The following is a 21,518-nucleotide window of genomic DNA, read 5'->3' as shown; positions in this document are numbered from 1 at the left end:
TTTTCTGCCATTTTTGCGCCACAATGTTTTGTTATGATCATTTATAGAAAGAACTAACAAAACAATTAGGAGTGATGCGCAATGAAAAAATCTATCTCAACAATTTTATCAATGTCCCTCGCAACTGTATTAATAGCTGGGTGTTCAACGAGTGGTTCCAAAGATACGGCTCCCCAAAATAGTGGAGAAACGGAAACAACACAACAAGCAGAAACGAAGCAACAGGCTGCTGAGAAAGAGGCAATTGATACCTCTTTCATTAAGAACAAACAATTGGATGTAAAATACGACAGCCAATCGGAAGCCCAAAAGCTGGACATTTATTTCCCGAATGAAGGAGAAGTCCCGTTTCCAGTCATCATCGCAATCCACGGGGGCGGATTCATGCAGGGAGATAAAACAGGTACGGACCTGACTGCAATGATTGAAGGCGTCAATCACGGATATGCAGTTGTAGCGGTCAACTATAGACTTTCAGGGGAAGCAATATTTCCTGCAGCGGTTAGTGATGTAAAAGCTGCAATTCGTTTTGTTAAAGCTAATGCGGAAGAATACAACTTGGATTCTGAGAAAGTTGTGGCATGGGGAGGCAGTGCGGGCGGCAACTTAGCGGCACTAGTCGGTACGAGTGGAGATGACGACTCTTTAAACGGTGAAAATACCGAAAACATGGAATATTCTTCTGAAGTACAAGCTGTCGTTGATTGGTATGGACAAATTGACTTTTTGAAACTGGATGAGCAGTTTACAGAATCCGGAATTATGCCGAAAATGGGAGAACGAAACTCAGATGATTCTCCGGAAAGCAAGTACATCGGCGGAAATATTACCGAGAATATAGAGCAAGTAGAAAAAGCGAATCCGGCAACTTACATTACAAAAAACGATCCAGCCTTTTTTATCCAACATGGAACGGCTGATCCGAACGTGCCAACGCAACAGTCCATTGATTTCTCTGAAAAACTTATAGATGTCTTGGGAGATGAAAAAGTGGAGCTTACACTCTTGGAAAGAGCTGTCCATGGAGGGGAACCTTTTAATTCAAAAGAAAACCTTGAAGAAGTATTTGGTTTTCTCGATCGTGTATTAAAATAAATTCATGTGGGTGGCAATTTTGCCACCCTATTTTTTCGTCCAAAACATCAATTAGATATCGGCGACCCATTGTGAAATGTTACACTTAAACTAACGGAGCAGGTTAGTTTAATAAGCAGGTAAATTTGGAAGGACATCGAAGTAGTTAATATCAAGTAACAGACTAGGTAAAGGTGGGATGGCTTTGAATATAGTGTTTATCATTATTTTGGTATTTTCCTTACTCGTTTCTACTCTAACTTCTATTTGGTTATTAAAAATGAAGAACGAGAAATGGCTGGCAAGGTTAGTTGCATTTTTCGTAAATACACTTATCTTGTCAATAGCAACCGTCATCCTTTACAAGTTAGACGTTCAAACATTTCATAAACAGACAGAAGGAGTATTTGGTAGTTTAGGTATAGTAGTGCTGGTGTTTTTTGTTCCAATAATTACATTCATTAATTTCTATATACTCGAATTTGTAAGAAATAGAAGTATGAGTCTATCTAATTAACACTTACTTCTTGTTCAACTAACGGGTGCTTTAGTTAAACAAGTGGCTGCCTGTAGGGTAGCTTTTTTTATTAAACTAACGCGGCAGTTTAGTTTAAGAAGGAAATAGGTATGTGGTTGTGGAATTCTTTTAGAATAGAGATAGGGGGATTTTAATGTCAGACATAATCAACACTCAAAATTGTATAATTCGAACTGTAGAATTAAAAGATGCGGAAGCACTTTTAGAAATATCAAATTCCATTATTTCCGAAGGAGATTATTTCATCATAGTATCTGAAGAGTTAGAAAAAAAAACTTCAAATCAACAAAGAGAAAAAATACAAGAGGTATTAAACAATGAAAATGAAAATTTAATAGTTGCAGAGATAAATGATGTAGTTGTAGGTTCGATTTTTTTTCGTTCTTATAACTTAAAAAGACTATCTCACACTGGAACTATTTCAATGTCTATAAGTGAAAATTATAGAGGAATGGGAATTGGAAAAATACTTATTAAAGCATTGTTGGATTGGGCAGAAAACCATCCACTAATTGAAAAGGTGAGTTTAGGGGTTTTCTCAACAAATCATAGGGCAATATCATTATACAAGAGTATGGGATTTATTGAGGAAGGTCGTAAAGTTAAAGAATTTAAGATAAATGAAAATAAATATGTGGACGATATACTTATGTACAAGTTCGTTTAATAATATTTATAGGTTGTTAAATATTGTACTTAAACTATTGGGTGCTTTACTTCAAGAAGGAGTAAAGCCTTTTTTCTTATTGAACTAAAGCGGCAGGTTAGTTTAAGAAGGAATGATTGTAACTGAACAGGATAAACTAAACCTAAATATAATTTAGGGTGATGAAATTGGATAAAAGTAAACCTCTTCTATTGATTTTATTTAGTTTACTAATTTGTGGGTTGTATTACGGAACAGTAAATGCAAAAACGAACGATCCTCCTCCTTCCTTTGAGGAAGAAATTATTAAAGGCAAACAACTCACTCCTTTAGAAAGCCAGTTAATGTCTTTTATGACTGGTTTGATGGTAACCGAACCAAAACAAGCTGTTGAATTCTGGATATTTGACGTAAATGGTCGAAGTGGTGCTGTTCAATATGCGATGTTGTCCCCTTCGCTTCGAAAACAATCAAGGAGTAAATTTGAGCAAACTCACTGGATAACAGGTCAGTCAAGCCCTTCGGTTAGAAACTTTCGTTTTACCAAAGTAGAAAAGCTTAGCAAATCCAAAATGCGGTATACCGTTAAATACGATTTATGGGCATCATATGGAGATTTTGGTGGTGGGCAGAAGATTATAATCGTGGAAAAGAATTTAGAACCATTTAAAGAGTATTGGTTTATTTCATCAATAACAACGAAATATAATCAATGGGAAGCATTTACCCCAGCCGAGACAGTTTTAAAATAGAGCATTGCAGTTAACAATCAAATAAAGAGCAAAGTTTGTGAATAAATGTACTTAAACTAACGGGGGCTATAGTTAAACAAGTGGCTGTCTGAAAGGGTAGCTTTTTCTTATTAAACTAAAGCAGCAGGTTAGTTGAATATGGATCTAAATTTTATTAGGTATCAATTGAGTATTGTCCTATATAAAAACTCTTAGGAAACAATATCTAATTCTATTTCGTTTATATAAAGTAAATGGGAGATATAGACAAGATATCGAAAACTATTTCAAACAAATAAAAGTCGAGTAGGTAATGTCTTTGGAATTTTTCACAACGCAATTAGTAATGATTGCATTATTTATCTTAATAATTCATTCGATCGAAACCTTAGCTTATTCAGTACGTTTATCAGGGGCAAGAGTAAAACTATTAGCATCGGCACTTTCGCTATTTAATGTGATGGTAATGGTTTCAAGGCTAGCAAATATGATGCAACAACCTTTTACGGGAAGTTTGATTGATAATGCACCGAAAGAAAATGCTTTAGAATTTGTCGAGAGTCAGTATCGAATTCTAATTGGTTCTGCAACATTAGGCACAATAATAGGTTTACTTTTGTTGCCGACATTTATTGCTGTTTTTTCGAGGGCAATCATTCATTTAGCAGAAGAACGAGGTTCGATTCCAGCGTTATTGAAAAAAGGATTTACATTATCATATTTAAGACGTGCAAAAAAGCATATTCATCTACCTAGATATACTTATTTAAAAGATATGAGTTGGCGAGATATACCTATTAAATTATTTTGCATTAATATTTTGATTACAGCAATTTATACAATTGGAGTTTTATCTGCACTTTATGCAGCGTTGCTTGCACCTGAACGAGCAACAACTGCTGTTATGGCATCGGGTTTAATAAATGGTGTAGCTACAATCTTACTAATTGTATTTATTGACCCCAAAATCTCAATCCTAGCGGATGATGTAATCAACCAAAAAGGGAGCTATGTCACATTAAAAAGTGTTTCTACAATGATGGTTACATCAAGATTGTTAGGAACACTTTTAGCACAAGTCTTATTCATTCCAGGTGCAAAGTATATTGCTTGGTTTACGCAGTTCCTTATGTAGTTTAAGAAATTACATGAAAAATTATCGAATCTGAATACTTAATCTAACGGTTGCTATACTGCAAGAAGGAGTAAAGCCTTTTTTCATATTGAACTAATGCAGTAGGTTAGTTGAATAAATTTTTCCGGAAGAAGGTAAAGACATGTTTTCTATGTTAGAAATATGGGAGAGTAAAAGATGACTCAAAATGGGATTGTTTTAGTTGTAAGTGTATCTATAATCAAAAATAATAATGAAGTTTTTATTATAAAAGAAAATAAACCATCTGATATTAATAAGTGGAATTTTCCATCTGGACGTATTGAAAAAGGGGAAGATATTCTTGTTGCTGCTTGTAGAGAAGTAAAAGAAGAAACAGGTTATGAGGTGAAACTATCTAAAACAACTGGTATATACAATTTTATTAGTAGTACAAATCATCAAGTTATTTTATTTCATTTTATAGGTGAGGTAATAGGTGGTTCATTGAATTTAGAAGAGAGTGAAATCATAGACAGTAAGTGGATCACTTTACCTGAACTTATGAAATTAGAAAATCAGGAACTTCGTAACGCTGGAGTTATAAAACAAATAACAGAAGCATTGTTAAGTCAAAAAGTTTATCCTATTAGTTTTTTTAAAGAACAAATAAGTATATGAGGACTATTTCCTTGATAACTAAAGGTGTGGTTTAGTTCAGGATCATGGGGTTGCTTAGGCAATTCTTTTTCCTATTGAACTAACGCAGCAGGTTAGTTCCATAAATGTTTTAACTTTATTCCATTTTATTCGCTTAATATAATGGAGGTGAAATTGGTGAGAAAAGCTAATGCTATCATATTTGGAAGTTTAATTTTAGCAACAATATTAGGAGTGTTTGGTCAAGGAATAGCTTACTTTTTAAATGAAATTTTCGCTAAAATACATCCGGTATACTATTTAACTATCTTAACAATAATAAGTCTATTTTTATATTTAAGCTCTTTTTTGGGGGCATACCTTCAATATAAAAAACTTAGAATTGGAAAGGATAAATTGGGGTTATATTTTTCTGGAATTAGTTGTATAGGTTTATTAACTTCTTGGTGGTCTATATTTGTTTTGGCTATGTGGTGGGGTTGATGAGGGAGTTATTATAACTCACGGATGCTGTAGTTAAACATGACCATCACTTCGATGTTCAATTTTTATGCAAAAACATCAAGTAGATTTCGGCGAACCATTGTGAAATTTTACACTTAAACTAACGGGGCAGGCTAGTTGAAGAAGGCTATAATGAATAGGAAGTGATCAACAGTAGTTAAAGCTTGTCCTATGAGGGTGCAACTCATTTAGTTAAAAAGAATTATAATGATTATGGACGGATGAATTAAATTAAAATCAATTATTGCTCCAATTATTAGCCATGTACTTGCAGATTTAGGTATCATACTTGTATTCATCAATTTAATACTTTAATCAAATAATCCCTGCCTGTTATTCCGCACTGACCTAAGAAATTGAAACAAATAAAAACACCCTTCGTTGAAAAACGGATATACAATACCTGCCTGTAAAGGAGCCTTCTTATTGAACTAACGCAGCAGGTTAGTTGTACAAGTTATAAATTTAATGGTTTAAAGTTATAGAGCATTTCTTTGAATGAAGAATGCTTTTTATTTTTGCTTAAAACAAAAACCTGCAATAAAAATATTATCCAAATTAATAAAAATTTATTGTAAATCGATAAAAAATAGTTTAAAATCAAAATAAGAATAAATAAGTGAGGTGCTTTTTATGGAAAAAGTAACAACGTTGTTTTTAAAAGTAGCTGTTATTCTTTTAGGAGTTCCAGTTCTTGCTCTGTGCATCTTTTTGGTGCCTGAGATGGCGAATCTTGCAGCAAAATTGCTTCCAGAGTTTGCTTTTATAAAATATCTCGTTATCATCGCTTTTGATGCATCGGCGATACCTTTTTACTTTGCTTTGTATCAGGCTTTCAAACTCTTACGCTATATTGATAAAAATAAAGCTTTCTCCGATTTATCTGTAAAAGCTTTAAAGAAAATCAAATACTGTGCCATCACAATCATTATTTTGCATGTGCTAGTTTGGCCGCTCTTCTATATCTTTGCGGAAGTAGACGACGCACCAGGAGTTATCTTTGTCGGATTGGTTGTTCCTTTTGCTTCGGTGGTTATCACAGTCTTTGCGGCTGTTCTCCAAAAACTTTTACAAGAAGCAATTAATATCAAATCAGAAAATGATTTAACGGTCTGAGGTGAATAACAATGGCAATAATAATCAATATTGATGTGATGTTAGCAAAAAGGAAAATGAGCGTAACAGAACTTTCGGAGCAGGTTGGAATAACAATGGCGAACCTTTCTATATTGAAAAATGGAAAAGCAAAAGCGATTCGCTTATCCACTTTAGAGGCAACTTGTAAGGCTCTAGAATGTCAGCCTGGAGATATTTTAGAATACAAAAGTGACGAGGACAGTTAAACATTGTGGAGGAAACTTAATATAACAATTATTAGAGGAGGTATAACTTATGGACATTAACAATTTGATTATTGAAAATATTGCAAACCCTAGTGAGCTGGAGAGAATGTATAGAAAAGACCCGAAAGCTTTTAAAAAGTCATTCTCACACGCATGGGAACAAAATCCTGATTCTCAGGTTCTTGGTGTTTGGTATGAAAGATTGCATTTCAGGGAGACGGCAAATACAGAAAAATCTTCCTTGCTTCAAAAAGGTTTCTTATTCATGGGCATTTTAGCCATTCTGGCCGGGATAAGCACCAGGATCATTTTCCATTTTGTCGAACAGGAAGCAATTGCTCCAATTAATCTGGTTTTTGGTATAATTCCCTTTATTGCTGCCTATTTTGTTTACAATAATACTCCGAAAAAAAGTGTTATTTATTCCATAGCAGCGTTGTTCCTAATTTCCGGGATTTATCTTAACATGCTGCCATTAAATTATAAAGACAGTATTATCCTTGCTTATTTACACCTTCCCATATTCTTATGGGTATTGGTAGGGCTTGCATTTACAGGAAATGAATATTCAAAAGGCAGTACAAGATTAGCCTATATTAAATTTAATTTGGAATATTGTATTCTCTATGCTAGCATGGCAGTTAGCGGAATGATACTAGCAGCATTAACCATGCAGTTATTTAGCTTTGTTGGCCTGGATATAGAAGACTTCTATTTTAGTAATGTCGTTTTATTTGGTGCTGCCGCTCTTGCCATTGTGGCCGCATACCTGGTATCAATGAATCTTAAACTTGCTAAGAATATTACACCATATATAGCTAAAATTTTTAGTCCTCTTGTCCTGGTCACATTGTTGGTCTATCTTATTACGGTTATATGGGTCGGAAAAAATCCATTCTTGGACCGCAATTTCCTGATAGCCTTCAACGGAATACTCCTTGGTGTATTGGCCGTTACCATATTTTCCATTATCGAGAGCGACTCAGACGAGAAAAAGAACATTTCAGATTATATAAATTTTGCCTTAATTGTTCTTGCGCTTATCATTGACAGTGTGGCTTTGTCAGCCATCGTGTTCAGACTTTCTTCTTATGGGATTACGCCTAATAGAATTGCTGTTTTAGGAGTAAACATACTTATCTGGGCAAATCTAATTTGGATTATGCTCTCCTATATGCGTTTTCTACAAAATAAATCCGGACCTTCAACTATCCAAGATGCAGTTACTAAGTATTTGCCGGTCTACGGAATTTGGGCAGCTTTCGTTATATTTACTTTTCCTATAATTTTTAATTAGAGAGGCTCTGTTAATGTAACGAAAGGCTAATCTTCTATAACGTATAAAATCCCTAGAGCCGATATTAAGCAGCTTTTTTACAGAGTTGCATAATATCGGCTTATTTTCATTACTAAAGTTAAAAAGAGGGTTTCAAACTAGAAGACATATTATATTGTTACAACTGGATTCTTTAAAATATGACCAGTTTCATGCGTCAAACGAAAAAGGACTTCATGAAACGTATTTGATAAGCTAAACTTGCAGGTTTTAATTTTGAGTTTGATTTAGATTAAATGTGAAAAGATGTACTTACACTAAAGAGGGCGTTAGTTGAAGAATAATTAAGTAATATTATGAGTGAGGTCAGACTTTAGTTATTCAATTAAATGGCGCGATTGTTGAATAAGCTTCACGTTTCTTCTTCAACTAACGGGTGCTTTAGTTATACAAGTGGCTGCCTGTAGGGGTGGCTTTTTCTTCTTCAACTAACGCGGCAGTTTAGTTGAAGAAGAAGGTTTTTTTGCGATTATGGTGAATAAGTTAATATATGTAAATTATTGAACAAAAACTAATAAGTAAGTGTAACAGTAGGGTTAATCTAACGTCTATACCTTTAAAGGGGGAAGGTTTATGAAAAATTGTCTATTTATATTATTAGTTCTTATTAGTTTTACTATAACGGGGTGTTCAAAAGATGGATTATCAGGTGAAGAACCACCAGAAGTCAATATAAATATTGGAAATGAAAACTATGAAACAAAGCTAGGTACTTATTGTTGGGATGATGGATGTGTTGATACTGCTGGACCTGTTGAACTCTTGAAGGGGAAAGTACCTATCAAAGTGAACCCAGGAGAGAAAATATCTTTTTTAATGGAATATGAACCAAAACCAAATGAATTTCATCTTATGCAGGTTAGTGAAAGTAATGAAAATGAAGTCTTGATTGAAGAAAATAGCTTTTCCGCACCTACTCGAAAAGGAGTTTATTATTATTCTTATGGCGTATGGTGGAAGGATGATAAGGAAGAGAACTTATCTCATGGAGATGCTTTTATGCATTTGTTCTAGAAGTAAAGTAATTCTTTTTCACTAACGGGTGCTTTACTTTAAGAAGGAGAAAGCCTTTTTTCTTATTGAACTAACGAAGCAGGTTAGTTGAATAAGAATTTTCTAATGAAATCCAATATAATTTAATGTTTTTGAAACCGAAAAGACCTGTCTTTGGCAGGTTTTTTTTGTAGTTTAAGAAACAAAGGGAAAGGTATTTCGGCTTTATAATTTTTTTAAAATCAAATTTTATTAAATGTGAGAAAAAAAGTGTATTTATTTCGTTGTATATAGTGTGAGGGATTTTACAAAAAGTAAGGAGACAAATCTTATGAGAACTACCGATCATAATTTTATAAAACGGCTTAAACGTCAAAAAGAAGATGCTTTAGAATATGCAGTTGATAAATATTTACCGTTAGTTAAGGGTATTACCTATAAAGTATTGTCACCATTAGGAAACCCTGGTCTAGTTGATGAATGTATAAATGATGTTTTTTTAACTATTTGGCATCACGCAAATCAGTTTGAAGGGGACACTGATGATTTTCGAAAATGGCTCTGTGTGGTCACAAAATTTAAAGCAATTGATACCTATCGGAAAGCAAACAAACGTGGTGAAGTTGAAATTGTTGGTACGAATGATTTAGATGTAGGTAGTAGTCCTTCTATAGAAAACGAAGTTCTTGTTACTGAAAATAAAAATGAATTATTAAAGTTAATGTGTGGGTTTGAAGTGATTGACCGAGATATTTTTATGATGAAATTTTTCTTGGACATGACAAGTGATGAAATTGCAAAAAATATTGGTTTAACAAAAGCCGCAGTCGATAATCGCATTTACCGTGGAAAGAAAAGACTAAAACAACAACGAACTAATAATAACTTAGGGGGGACTTTTGCATGAAAGATATCTTTGAGCATTTTAATAATCTCAAGCTGGATGATGAAGATTTTAAAGAGATGGAAGTAAGCGAAGTCGAAAAGGCAAGAGTAAAGGCAAGATTAAAGCAATCAATATACAAGAAGCAGTCACATCAGATGAGAAAACAATCAACTCGAAAAAAATGGGGTTATGGCATCGGGGCAGCAGTTTTGGTTTTTGGATTGTTAGTCGCTTCTGCGACGGTGTCTCCAGCTATGGCACAGGTGGTCTCTTCTATACCATTAATTGGACAAATATATAAGAACTTAGGCGATATCGGATTGAAAAATGTTTCGGAAGCAGGGTTGAGTGAGTTTTACGGGGAATCTAAAACAATCAACGGGATTACGATAACGCTCGGGGAAATCTATTACGATGATGCACGGGTAACAGCCAGCTTTTCCGTCGATTCTGAAAAACCGATAGCGTCTGATTATTTTAACATTGATCATAATTATAAAGGTGGAATGCCTTTATCGAATTATGGACTTACAACGGATGAAACTTCACCGACAAATTGGACAGGCATTTTAAAAATTAATTACTATACTTTTAACCCTGATACACTTGAATTGGGTATGACTTTTGAAGGTAAGCAAGGGGAGTTATTTGAGTTTACGAAGGAAGTAGTTAAAGCACAGTATGAAAATAAGATCGATATTGCAAAATTTCAACAAATAGACAACTTGAATTATGAGATACATGATATTAAGTGGGGCACTCCCGGCTTTCTAATTTCGTATGATGCCCAGTATAAGGAAGAAAATTATGGAAGAGAGGTTAACCTCGAATTTGAGGTGGTAGACTCTTCTAACAAAAGGTTAAAGGAGATTAGTTGGAAGTACGGTAAGCAATTATTTGAACCGCTCGAAAATGATGTGACTGAATTGACAATCACCCCTTATGCTAAATTTGATATTCAAAGGGGAGATGGTCATATAGAATGGAAGGAACATAAGTTGAAGCCCTTTAAAATAACGATCCCGTAAATAGAGTTAATACCAATTATGAAGGTCTTATTCAACTAACGGGTGCCTTACTTCGAGAAGAAGTAAGGCTTTTTTCTTCTTAACTAAAGCAGCAGTTTAGTTGAATAAGAGAAGTGGAGTTTTATGTCGCATTTGAACATTTAAAGTGTATTAAAAAAAATTGTAAGATAAGAAAGAAAGGAATGGAATCCAAATGATTTATACTAGATTACATATCTTTAGGCTCTTTATTACACAGCAAAATATGAAGTAATTGAAATACTAGCAGAAGATAAACCATAGCAACTAGCTAGTTCTATTCATTGCTATCTCTGTAGCATTTCTTGTTTCGCTTTGTTTCTTCCATTTTAATCATCAAAATTATTGATTATCCTTTGATTTAATTAGTTTTACACAATCTTTGATAGTATTTATGACGACTATAGGCTCTGTTAATTGAGGAAAATGTCCGCTTTTTTCAGCAACAATATGTTTGCTATTTTTAGACAATGAAAGATATTCCAATTGATTCTCTACTCGTTTTGTTCGAACTTGCTCTGGCATCATTCGATTTTCCTTTCCACCTGTAACAACAAATACAGGTATATCAGGAAAAATATTTACTTGTTGTATTTGATTCACAGTATCTTTCACATGATTAACTTCATCAAATTGTTTATGTGAAGACAACGAATCAAACATTTTGAACAATTTATTTATAGTTTTTACTGTATTACCTTGGTATTCATTTAGGCTTAAATCTTTTGGATGGCTAGATTCTAAAAAAACTATTCCAGCTACCTCGTTCGGATAAAGTCGAGCAAACAAATTTACATATAATCCACCTAGTGAATGTCCAACTAATAATAATGGAGGTTCAATCCCCGCTATAGTAAGTGCTTCATGAAGAGTTTTTACTATTGTTGTACCGTCTTGTGATTCGTTTGGTTTATCACTGCCACCAACTCCAAAACGATTATAAGAAAATACGGTGGAAGATTCCGAAATTTCTGGTAGTATTTTCATCCAACCTTCGATAGGACCTGCCCCACCATTGATTAAAACTATATTTGGTTTACCATTTCCACTAATATTATATTGTAACTTCCCTTTTGATGTTTTCATTTCATATTTCTCTATTTTCAATAATTACACCACACTTTATCAAATTTTTCTTTTAACTTTATTTTAATAATTGGTTTATTAACATATTCTCGTTGGATTTCTATAATTCCTTCTCCCACTAACCTTTTTCTTATTTGAAGTAGAATAATACCTTTTATGAGCTAAAAAGTATCATGTAAGTCGCTAGTATGCCCAATTAAATCTCGGCTATATATTGTGAAATGTTACACTTAAACTAACGAAACAAGTTAGTTCAATAAGAATGGTAAGATTAAAGAAAATTAGAAGGTGCTAAAATGGCTAAGTTAAAATTGTTAAAAAGTATAGGACATAACACTGTTCATAGCTTTTTAAGTTTAATGAATTATCGAGATGACGGATATGTTATTGAACATTTACATAATATTGCAAAAGAGAAAAATATGGAGAGTATTGTTATAGATATTTTGGATAGAAGTATCAAACCTGAAGCTTTTGAAATACCTGTCATAAAGGGCTCTTTAAATGATTTATTAAAGGACTTTGAAAGTCATTTAAAAGGTGAGAATATTCCATTAGATAATGTTAAATCTGCAAAAGTGACTATAGTTTTTAACTTAGAAAAAACTCACATTGGTACTTCAGGTAATGAATTAGAAACTTATGATTGTCTAGTTGAAATAATAGATGAAAATGAGAAATCATATAAAAAGACAGTTAAAGAATGGTGGCGTTAGCTCTATTCTTGTCCAACTAACAGGTGCTTTACTTCAAGAAGGAGTAAAGCATTTTTTCTTATTGAACTAACGCAGCAGGTTAGTTCAATAAGAGTATTTAGTATAAAACAGTATAAGATAGTTTCTTGTCGAAGTTATTAGTACTATAATTTATTCATGATTTAAAAATGTATAGGGGTGTAAGAATGTCATTTTTCTATTTCATTATTGTATTGATTGTTGTCATGATTGTATCCATATTTTGTTCCGTTATTTTTAAAGACGAAGAAAAGGTGGATAAAGGATTTGAATTAGTTTTTTTAAGTTGAGTTATAGAAGAAAGATCTTTCGTGGCCTATGGTCTTTATCCATTGCTGTTCTTTCATATTATGTTGTATATCGATATGGCGATTTGACTATAAATGAGAATCTAATAATATTCATTTTCTTTTTAACTTTTTTTGGGGTGCAATTAGCCACGATTACGCTAAATGGAAAAAGTGGGAAATGAGCAATAGAAAACAAACGTTGGATTAGTTATGCTGGTTGGAATAAGTTCAAGACTACAACTTTCAGTAATAATTAGTCTTTTAGTTTATTTATTTGATGTTATAAAAACAAAAAATAAGATGGTTAGGTTACAAATTAGTTGAAGTATAATAATTTAATTGTGGAGATGATTTATTGTTTAAATATAATGTATGTTTTTTGAAAAGTAATGACCGGATCTTAATGCTGAATCGTGAAAAACCACCGATTATGGGTGTTTGGAACGGGGTTGGTGGTAAATATGAAGCAGGAGAATCAGCTGACGAGGGCGCAATACGTGAAGTATTTGAGGAAACAGGTATCAAAGTAAACGAATATTACTCAAAAGCTGTAATTACATGGGATAAAAGTGATGGCGAAAAAGATGGGTTATATGTGTACTTATTCGAAGTAGAGGCAACATTAGGGAATGAACCTATACAAAAAACAAGAGAAGGGATTCTCGATTGGAAACAAATAGATTGGATAATGCACCCGAATAACTTAGGGGTTGCTGAAATGGTATCTCAGTACCTACCTGTTTTATTAGAAAAAGAGAATGATTATTTATTTGAGTACAATAAGGGTATAGTAAAGCTTTTAGTGTAAGAAGTATCAGATAAAAATTTAATGCCTTTAAAAGGTAGATAAATGTTCAACTAACTGGTGCTTTATTTCAAGAATTATGCAGTGTACGTAAAGTATTCGAAATCTAAAGATGTAGTAATTATAATCCCCTTATGTGGAGTTGGATTTAAGTCTAATTAGAATTAAAGGGAGCTAGATCGTGCATTAATTTTCAACCAATGTGTATAGATAATAAAGACGTTTTATTCATAAAAATGCAATAACTAGGCTAACCGATAAACATAAAAGAAGTATATGTATCTTACAAAAGAAGAGTTGGTGAATAGGCTGATAGCGGTTGAACAATACGTTGCGGAAAATCAGAAGCGATGGGTTGCTAATCATTATGAGCAGTTTAAATAGATAATTAATGAAGTACCAAAATTGCCTTGTTAGATTGTTTTTAACAAGGCTACCTTAATTTTTTTGTTCAACTAAAGCACCCCGTTAGCTGAATATAATCATGAATTACACATCACATTAATTTATTAATGGGTTAAATATACCTATTTATTTTTTGTGACAAGGAGCAGTGCAAATGAAACACTTAGAATAATAACCCCTACTACCCCGATCCAACCTACATGCTCCCAAGCCAGCCCCGCAAGGGAACCACCGATACTTGAGCCTAGGTAATAAAATAATAGATAAAGAGACGAAGCTTGTGCTTTATTTGTTGATGCATGCAATTTAAACTTCATAAAAAAACACAGTTTAGAAGCAACTAAACAGGTGGAGCAGTATTCATTAAATGAATACTGCTCCTATTATTGGGGGCATCTTCCTTATGTACAAATTAAAATGAGAAAGTAGTTCTGAAAGCAAGTTTTGAGGGATTAATAAAATAATGAATAATATTCTTTGACTAATAGGAGCATTGATCCGATAAGGAACAATGCTCTTTTTTTGAACAGGACAATTATTTGGAATATATTTTCAACCTTAAGGTGCATCAAATCTCGGTCTTGAGATGTACTATATTTTTTTAATTATCTGTTAGATTTATATTATGAAAGAAAAACTAATATGGAGGTGACTTATGTATAAGAGAATAATATGGAATGACTTTTTAAAGAGCAAAGCGATAACGTTGACAACAATGATATTTGTTGCTTCTGCGGCTATGCTTGTCTCGCTCGCAGCGATTCTTGTCGTCAATCTTTCGGGCTCGTTAGATACACTTATGAAAAATGCAAAAACGCCTCATTTTATGCAGATGCATTCGGGTGAAATTGATACTGCACGGCTTGCATCATTTGCAGAGCATAATGGCAATGTCGATGATTATCAGGTGGTTGAATTTCTTAACATAGACAGTGCGCAGATACTATTGGGTGATAATTCACTTGCGAATAGTGTTCAGGATAACGGCTTCAGCATACAAAATGAAAAATTCGATTATCTTCTTGATCTTAACAGTAATATCATCAACGTTTCCGACGGTGAAATTTATGTCCCAATAAGTTATATGAAGGACAACACCACTAAGGTAGGTGACAAGGCGGTAATAAGCGGGAAGGAATTTACCGTTGCGGGATTTCTCCGTGATTCCACTATGAATTCCTCGCTCTCCGCGTCAAAGCGATTTCTTGTAAGCATAAATGATCTTGAGGAAATTAAAGGCCTTGGAAGTATCGAGTATCTGATTGAGTTTAGATTAAAGGATTTCTCAGCGATAGGTGAATTTGAAACAGCTTATGCTTCCGCTGAACTTGAAGCAAACGGACCAACAGTTACGTATACGCTTTTCAAAACGATGAACGCCATTTCAGATGGGATGATGATTGCGGTTATCCTTCTTGTAAGCGCACTTGTCGTTACCATCGCATTTATGAGCATACGTTTTACGCTCCTTGCAAAAATTGAAGATGACTACCGTGAAATTGGTGTTATGAAAGCAATAGGGCTTCATCTTTCAGACATAAAGAAGATTTATCTTGCGAAATATGCAGCTATTGCGGCGGCAGGTAGTATTCTTGGTTTTATTCTTTCGCTTATATTTCAAGGCATTCTTCTTGAAAATATACGGCTTTTTATGGGCGAAAGCGAAAATTCTTCATTTGCAATTGTTTTAGGAATTATTGGAATTCTAGTTGTATTTCTTGCAATTATTGCTTATGTATATGGAGTGCTGAAACGTTTTGGAAAAATTTCCGCTGCGGAAGCTATACGCTTTGGTACTTCTCAGGAAAAAATGACTGGCGCTAAGCGTTTTTCCCTATTTCAAAACAGACTGTTTAGTACGAATATTTTTCTCGGAATCAAGGATGTCTTCGCAAGAAAAAGACTTTACGCCACAATGCTTGTGGTACTGGTGATTTCAGCATTTATAATTATTGTTCCGCAGAACCTTTACAACACGATTTCCGAAAAAAGTTTCATCCAATATATGGGGATTGGAAACTACGATTTGCGCATACAGACCAATATAACTGACAAAAGCGATGAAATTGTGAAGACAATAGACAGCGACAGTGCCGTTTCTAATTATGCTGTTATGACAACTAAGACTTTTAAAGTAATAACGAGAAACGGGTCAGAGGAAAATATAAAAGTTGAACTTGGTGACCATTCGGCATTTCCTATAGAGTATTCTGAGGGCAGAGCTCCTACTGCAGAAAACGAAATCTCGCTTTCTACTATAAACGCCGATGATCTTGGCAAAAATGTCGGCGAGGTCATAACGCTGGTGATTGAAGGGAAGGAGAAAGATCTCACGGTAAGCGGAATATATTCGGATGTCACCAACGGCGGAAAAACGGCAAAGGCTGTTTTTATCGACAAGTTGGCGAGCGTCATCTGGACCATCTTCTGTGTTGAACTTTCGGATAAATCACTTATCGATAGCATGGTTTTAGCATATTCGGATAAATTCGATTTTGCAAAGACTTCCGACATTGATGAATTTGTTTCTCAGACCCTCGGATCAACACTAAGTTCCATTAAAATGGCTTCCTACACAGCAATTGCAGTCGCACTAATTATTACGGTACTAGTTACACTGTTGTTCATGAAAATGCTTATTGCAAAGGACAGATATTCCATTGCTGTCATGAAAGCGCTCAGTTTTACAAACTCGGATATTAAGACACAGTATGTTTCTCGTTCGGTTTTCGTTCTGATTGTCGGAATTATTCTGGGTACGCTTCTCGCGAACTCTCTCGGAGAGGTCCTTGCTGGCGCGCTTATCGCTTCGTTTGGAGTGTCAGCTTTTAATTTTACAGTTAATCCGCTTACAGCATATTTGCTTAGTCCGCTGATGATGATAGTCGCGGTTCTTATCGCTACAATGTTGGGCACATCAGGTGCGGGGAAAATAAAAATTTCTGACAATATAAAGGAGTAGGCATATGAAAAAGATTATTATCGGTGATCACATTGTAAAATCTTTTGGCGTGGACGATGAACAGCGTAATGTTCTCGACGGAGTCTCCGTTGAAATAAATGAGGGGGAATTCGTTGCAGTTATGGGGCCTTCGGGATCAGGAAAATCTACACTAATGTTTGCTTTGAGTGGAATGGACATCGTCAACGACGGTAAGGTCGTTTTTGATGGTGTGGATCTAACGGAGGTCGGGGAGAAAGAGCTTTCAGAAATACGCAGAATAAAAATGGGGTTTATATTTCAGCAGCCTACTATGCTGAAAAATCTAAATATACTCGATAACATTATTCTTCCGTCAATGCGAAACAACAGAAAAAACGCACCAAAAATATCGGAGAAGGCAAGAATGCTAATGCAAAGGGTAGACATTGGAGATCTTGAACAGCGCGATATTACACAGGTTTCGGGAGGTCAGCTTCAGCGTGCAGGAATATGCCGAGCGCTTATGAACAACCCGAAAATCATCTTCGGTGACGAACCAACTGGCGCGCTCAACTCTAAATCTTCGGAGGAGATTATGGACATATTTTCCGAAATCAACGCGGAAGGAACAGCGCTTATGCTTGTAACTCATGATGCAAAGGTTGCGGCGCGGACTGATCGTATTATGTTTATGCGTGACGGGAAAATCGTGAGCGAGTTGAAGCTTCCGAAGTTTGACGGGAAGGATATTGAAGATAGAGTCGATGAAGTTACAGTTAAAATGAGAGAAGTAGGAATATGATTTGATTTTAGTTTATTCTTGATACCTTTATTCAACTACCATGAAAATTAATTTCTTCAAGAAAAGAAAAATAACAACACTTAAGAAGACCCTGCTCAATCGTTTCAACTAGTTCTTTAGTGAAAATAGACCATCATTCGATGGTCTATTTTCACGTCCAATACATCAAGTATGTTTCGGCGATCCATTGTGAAATGTTACACTTCAACTAACGCAGCAGTTTAGTTGAAGATTCGCTTTCCGAAATAATCAATCTTTTTTATAAAATGAATAACAATAAACACTGAAACCTCGTATATTCATAAAAATTTGCACAAAATACGTGTCCAGAGATAATAAAGTTGTTTATAATACACCAGTCATGTTATTCAACAATTGGGCCTGATAATTGAATAACACAAGGTATTTACTTGATTGTTCTACAACATTAATGTGGTAACTTAAACATTTTTGTAAGTAACCATTATTTGGATAGCATTAACTTTGAGCGGATTTTTGTAAGACACAATTCCCTAAAGGTGTGTGTCTTTTTCATATTTAAGAAAAAAACTCATTTATAATACTGATTTATTTTTATAATTTTTTGTAATTAGAGTTAAGTTAAGGGCAATATATTTTAGATGCGTTTATTTTAATATATAAATACATAATAGAGTAGCCATTTAAAAAGGAGGGATACCTAAAAAAGGGTGCTCCTAAAAGATTAAAACAAACCACTTTTTGGATCTACCCAAACTACTTCTTAGTCTTAGCTTATGGCAGTTTGTTAGCAATTAGCTTCCATACATCTTCAAAAGTCTCCTTGTAAAACTCATTATCCCAACGGTCTGCAAAATATGGATTATGGAAATAAACAAAAGCTGTAATAATAGCATGGCCAGATTTTTTTAATCCACTAATGGATTCCGCTTTTTTCGCTAATTGTTTTAAGTGATCTTTAACGAGGATTTGAGTACGTTCTAAATAATCCGTATATAACCGAAACATATGTTTATCATCGTGATAAAGTTTTTTCTTTGTAGTAGCCAGAAGCCAGAGCCAATTGTGAAGTGCAACAGCAGAACTTACACCGTTTGGGGCTTTCCATTCTAATAATTCCTTAGAAGTAGTTTCTAACCACTTGAGTGCAAGTTGCTGCAATAGATCCTCTTTATTTTTGTAATGTTTATAAAATGCGGCATGAGTAACTCCAAGTTCTTTTGCAATATCAGAAAGAGTGGTTTTTTGTACTCCCTTTCTCATTATGATTTCTTCTGTAACAGAAAAAATTTTCTCTTCTGTAAGTATTGCCATTGTGGGTCCCCCTAGTTTTTTCTAAGTTTTATTATACAGGATACACCACTTAGTTACAAAGTATTGATTTTGTAACTAAGTAGTGTATAATGATGTTGTTGTAAAGTTACAAATCGTAAAAAATGTAACTAAATTTTTAATAACAAAGGAGAAATATCATGACAAAAACATCTACTGAAACACTTGATTTACGAGTTGCACTTGTTACAGGAGGATCTGGCGGTATTGGACACGCCATTGTAAAAAAATTAGCCGATAATGGATTTGCTGTTGCTGTACATTATTCTGGCAATAAACTTAGAGCAGATACTATAGTAAATGAGATTGTAAAGCAAGGCGGAAAAGCAATTAGTATAAGTGGAGATGTTGCAGATGAAATAGTTATGCAAGAAGCTTTCGATATAGTTGAAGAAAAATTTGGTGGTATCGATGTCGTAATCAATACAGCAGGTATTATGTTACTCAGCTCTATCGCAGAGCTGAACTTAGCTGATTTAGATAAAATGCACCGCACAAATATTCGAGGAACTTTTGTAATATCCCAACAAGCGGCACGACGGGTTCGCAAAGGTGGTGCAATTATTAATTTTTCTACTTCAGTTACTCGCACGAAATTTCCAACATATGGTGCATATGTTGCAAGTAAAGCGGCGGTTGAATCAATGACAATGATATTGGCTCGCGAATTGCATGGTAAAGATATCACAGTTAATGCTGTAGCTCCAGGTCCAACTGCAACACCATTATTTTTAGATGGAAAAGATGGACAAACAATCGATAATCTTTCTAAAGCAGCACCACTTGAACGACTGGGTACACCAGAAGACATTGCCGACACAGTAAAATATTTAGCAACTTCAGGACGTTGGATTAATGGACAAGTTATATTTTCAAATGGCGGCCTTGCATAATTAATGAACTAAGAAAAAACCTCTCTTAATTCCCTTCAATTAAGGAATTTCAAGAGAGGTTTGGTTTATGTGTTGCTCTTCGAAAAATATTTCCGAGTATCTTCACGTATTTGTTTAGATAAGACACTATCAAGTTCTTCATTTAACCATGAAAGTGTTTTACTACGTAAGTCATCACGCATTTTTTCTTCCGCAGAGAGCATAACTAAATTGATGGTGCAAAGGGAGGGAGCTTGACAGCAGTTTTTTTTATACAAATACCCATTGTCTTTAATATTTTTACATTGAAAAATAGGCTTAGGGCCTTCAATTGCTTCAATTACATCCCAAAAGGAAATATCTTCTGGAGATTTAGATAATCTATATCCTCCTTTTACCCCACTGACAGAACTTACAATTCCGGCCTTAGATAATTTACCGAAAACTTTTGAAAGAAATGTCTCAGGAAGTCCTTGGAATTCAGCCAAATCCTTTATCCCAATACTATCGTTGGAAGGAACATCAATTAAATAAACCAGACAATGTAAAGCATATTCAACTCCGACACTATACTGCATATAAACTCACCTGCTTTTGATTTTAAGGGTTATCAAATAGTATCTTAGAAGTATTTTGAGTTTTAGTCAAATAAAAGAAATTTCTTTTGGGTAATTCATATTCATTTGACAAAAATAATTATAGCATATATTATGGACTAGTTCAATCGACGATTAATCTAGTCTTCGATTGGAACTTAAAATTCATTTTAAAGGGGAAATAAAAATGAACAAAACACTTATCATTAACGCACATCCAAAAGTAGATGATACTTTTTCAGTAAGCTTACAGGTTTTTAACCACTTTTTGAAAGCATATAAAGAATTAATTCCTGACAGTGAAGCAATTGAACAGATTAATTTGTATAGTGATGAAGTGCCTATGATAGATAAAACGCTTTTAAGTGCATGGGAAAAACAACGAATAGAACAAGAGCTAACTAATCAAGAACAAAAAGTAACGGAACGTATGTCCGAGATCTTAAATCAATTTAAGAGTGCAAATACGTATATCATCGTTTTACCTTTGCATAATTTTAATATTCCATCAAAGTTAAAAGATTATATGGACAATATCCTGATTGCACGTGAAACTTTTAAATATACTGAAAATGGGTCAGTGGGTTTACTTAATGACGGGCGAAGAATGCTTGTTATACAAGCAAGTGGATCAATCTATACCAATAATGATTGGTATACAGAAGTTGATTACTCCCAAAAATACCTGAAGTCAATGTTCAATTTCATTGGTATTGAAGACTATCAAATCATTCGGGCGCAAGGAACTGCTTTACTAGAACCAAATGAAGTATTACAAAAAGCATATAAAGAAGCTGAAGAAGCTGCTTTAAGATTAGCACCTAAATTAATACTGTCTTAAAGG

At 34.2% G+C, this 21,518-nt stretch carries 24 protein-coding genes; 20 read left to right on the top strand and 4 right to left on the bottom strand.

The annotated features are described in order from the left end of the window. Positions 1-81: 81 nt before the first annotated feature. From KD050_RS00905 to KD050_RS00845, 13 genes are all read left to right on the top strand, one after another. Positions 82-1,095 (top strand): alpha/beta hydrolase, encoded by a 1,014-nt coding sequence (locus KD050_RS00905; RefSeq protein ID WP_235753891.1) that lies wholly within the window; start codon positions 82-84, stop codon positions 1,093-1,095. Positions 1,096-1,279: 184 nt separating this feature from the next. After that, a complete protein-coding gene (locus KD050_RS00900; protein WP_211894410.1) occupies positions 1,280-1,591 on the top strand; it encodes a hypothetical protein in 312 nt (103 codons plus the stop codon). 154 nt (positions 1,592-1,745) lie between these two features. Further along, positions 1,746-2,279, top strand: coding sequence for a GNAT family N-acetyltransferase (locus tag KD050_RS00895; RefSeq protein WP_211894409.1), 534 nt, complete (start codon positions 1,746-1,748; stop codon positions 2,277-2,279). 161 nt (positions 2,280-2,440) lie between these two features. After that, positions 2,441-3,010 (top strand): hypothetical protein, encoded by a 570-nt coding sequence (locus tag KD050_RS00890; protein WP_235753890.1) that lies wholly within the window; start codon positions 2,441-2,443, stop codon positions 3,008-3,010. Positions 3,011-3,335: 325 nt separating this feature from the next. Continuing rightward, the gene (locus KD050_RS00885) at positions 3,336-4,124 is read left to right on the top strand and encodes a lipid II flippase Amj family protein (protein ID WP_305080251.1); all 789 of its coding nucleotides are present in this window, start codon (positions 3,336-3,338) and stop codon (positions 4,122-4,124) included. A gap of 177 nt (positions 4,125-4,301) precedes the next feature. Then, on the top strand, positions 4,302-4,763 hold the full coding sequence (locus KD050_RS00880; RefSeq protein ID WP_211894407.1) for an NUDIX hydrolase: 462 nt from the start codon (positions 4,302-4,304) through the stop codon (positions 4,761-4,763). 156 nt (positions 4,764-4,919) lie between these two features. Beyond that, entirely contained in the window at positions 4,920-5,225 is a 306-nt protein-coding gene (locus KD050_RS00875; RefSeq protein WP_211894406.1) for a hypothetical protein, read from the top strand. 654 nt (positions 5,226-5,879) lie between these two features. After that, entirely contained in the window at positions 5,880-6,362 is a 483-nt protein-coding gene (locus tag KD050_RS00870) for a DUF2975 domain-containing protein (RefSeq protein WP_211894405.1), read from the top strand. Positions 6,363-6,373: 11 nt separating this feature from the next. Next, positions 6,374-6,589: a helix-turn-helix domain-containing protein gene (locus KD050_RS00865; protein WP_211894404.1), complete on the top strand. Its 216-nt coding sequence runs from the start codon at positions 6,374-6,376 to the stop codon at positions 6,587-6,589. A gap of 49 nt (positions 6,590-6,638) precedes the next feature. Next, on the top strand, positions 6,639-7,886 hold the full coding sequence (locus KD050_RS00860; protein ID WP_211894403.1) for a DUF4153 domain-containing protein: 1,248 nt from the start codon (positions 6,639-6,641) through the stop codon (positions 7,884-7,886). A 612-nt stretch (positions 7,887-8,498) separates the two neighbouring features. Next, entirely contained in the window at positions 8,499-8,939 is a 441-nt protein-coding gene (locus KD050_RS00855) for a hypothetical protein (protein WP_235753889.1), read from the top strand. Positions 8,940-9,249: 310 nt separating this feature from the next. Then, entirely contained in the window at positions 9,250-9,825 is a 576-nt protein-coding gene (locus tag KD050_RS00850) for a sigma-70 family RNA polymerase sigma factor (RefSeq protein WP_211894402.1), read from the top strand. Further along, on the top strand, positions 9,822-10,832 hold the full coding sequence (locus KD050_RS00845; protein ID WP_211894401.1) for a DUF4179 domain-containing protein: 1,011 nt from the start codon (positions 9,822-9,824) through the stop codon (positions 10,830-10,832). Before KD050_RS00850 ends, KD050_RS00845 begins: the two co-directional genes overlap by 4 nt. Before the next feature lie 360 nt (positions 10,833-11,192). Here the strand turns inward: KD050_RS00845 and KD050_RS00840 are convergent, their stop codons facing one another. Further along, on the bottom strand, positions 11,193-11,936 hold the full coding sequence (locus KD050_RS00840) for an alpha/beta fold hydrolase (RefSeq protein ID WP_235753888.1): 744 nt from the start codon (positions 11,934-11,936) through the stop codon (positions 11,193-11,195). Between the two features lie 296 nt (positions 11,937-12,232). On the opposite strand from KD050_RS00840, the gene KD050_RS00835 reads away from it, so the two are divergent. The 3 genes from KD050_RS00835 (at position 12,233) to KD050_RS00830 (ending at position 13,768) form a co-directional block, all read left to right on the top strand. Next, the gene (locus KD050_RS00835; RefSeq protein ID WP_211894399.1) at positions 12,233-12,652 is read left to right on the top strand and encodes a hypothetical protein; all 420 of its coding nucleotides are present in this window, start codon (positions 12,233-12,235) and stop codon (positions 12,650-12,652) included. Between the two features lie 185 nt (positions 12,653-12,837). Next, positions 12,838-12,960, top strand: coding sequence for a hypothetical protein (locus KD050_RS21355; protein WP_255553357.1), 123 nt, complete (start codon positions 12,838-12,840; stop codon positions 12,958-12,960). A gap of 355 nt (positions 12,961-13,315) precedes the next feature. Next, a complete protein-coding gene (locus tag KD050_RS00830; RefSeq protein ID WP_211894398.1) occupies positions 13,316-13,768 on the top strand; it encodes an NUDIX hydrolase in 453 nt (150 codons plus the stop codon). 524 nt (positions 13,769-14,292) lie between these two features. Here KD050_RS00830 and KD050_RS00825 read toward each other — a convergent pair. Further along, a complete protein-coding gene (locus tag KD050_RS00825; RefSeq protein WP_211894397.1) occupies positions 14,293-14,475 on the bottom strand; it encodes a hypothetical protein in 183 nt (60 codons plus the stop codon). Between the two features lie 350 nt (positions 14,476-14,825). Here KD050_RS00825 and KD050_RS00820 point away from each other — a divergent pair, with 350 nt between their 5' ends. Then, entirely contained in the window at positions 14,826-17,132 is a 2,307-nt protein-coding gene (locus KD050_RS00820) for an ABC transporter permease (RefSeq protein ID WP_211894396.1), read from the top strand. Between the two features lie 4 nt (positions 17,133-17,136). Beyond that, positions 17,137-17,895 (top strand): ABC transporter ATP-binding protein, encoded by a 759-nt coding sequence (locus tag KD050_RS00815; protein WP_211894395.1) that lies wholly within the window; start codon positions 17,137-17,139, stop codon positions 17,893-17,895. 753 nt (positions 17,896-18,648) lie between these two features. Here KD050_RS00815 and KD050_RS00810 read toward each other — a convergent pair. Further along, positions 18,649-19,188, bottom strand: a complete 540-nt coding sequence (locus KD050_RS00810) for a TetR/AcrR family transcriptional regulator (protein WP_211894394.1) — start codon at positions 19,186-19,188, stop codon at positions 18,649-18,651. 158 nt (positions 19,189-19,346) lie between these two features. Here KD050_RS00810 and KD050_RS00805 point away from each other — a divergent pair, with 158 nt between their 5' ends. Beyond that, entirely contained in the window at positions 19,347-20,099 is a 753-nt protein-coding gene (locus KD050_RS00805) for an SDR family oxidoreductase (RefSeq protein WP_211894393.1), read from the top strand. Positions 20,100-20,164: 65 nt separating this feature from the next. On the opposite strand, the gene KD050_RS00800 is transcribed toward KD050_RS00805, so the two are convergent. Beyond that, on the bottom strand, positions 20,165-20,656 hold the full coding sequence (locus KD050_RS00800) for an Rrf2 family transcriptional regulator (protein ID WP_211894392.1): 492 nt from the start codon (positions 20,654-20,656) through the stop codon (positions 20,165-20,167). Between the two features lie 205 nt (positions 20,657-20,861). Between KD050_RS00800 and KD050_RS00795 the strand changes: the two genes are divergently transcribed. Then, the gene (locus KD050_RS00795; RefSeq protein ID WP_211894391.1) at positions 20,862-21,515 is read left to right on the top strand and encodes an FMN-dependent NADH-azoreductase; all 654 of its coding nucleotides are present in this window, start codon (positions 20,862-20,864) and stop codon (positions 21,513-21,515) included. The last annotated feature ends 3 nt before the right edge of the window (positions 21,516-21,518 follow it).

This window comes from Psychrobacillus sp. INOP01 (assembly GCF_018140925.1).
Taxonomy (GTDB): Bacteria; Bacillota; Bacilli; order Bacillales_A; family Planococcaceae; genus Psychrobacillus.
This window is presented reverse-complemented; position numbering and strand designations above follow the sequence as displayed.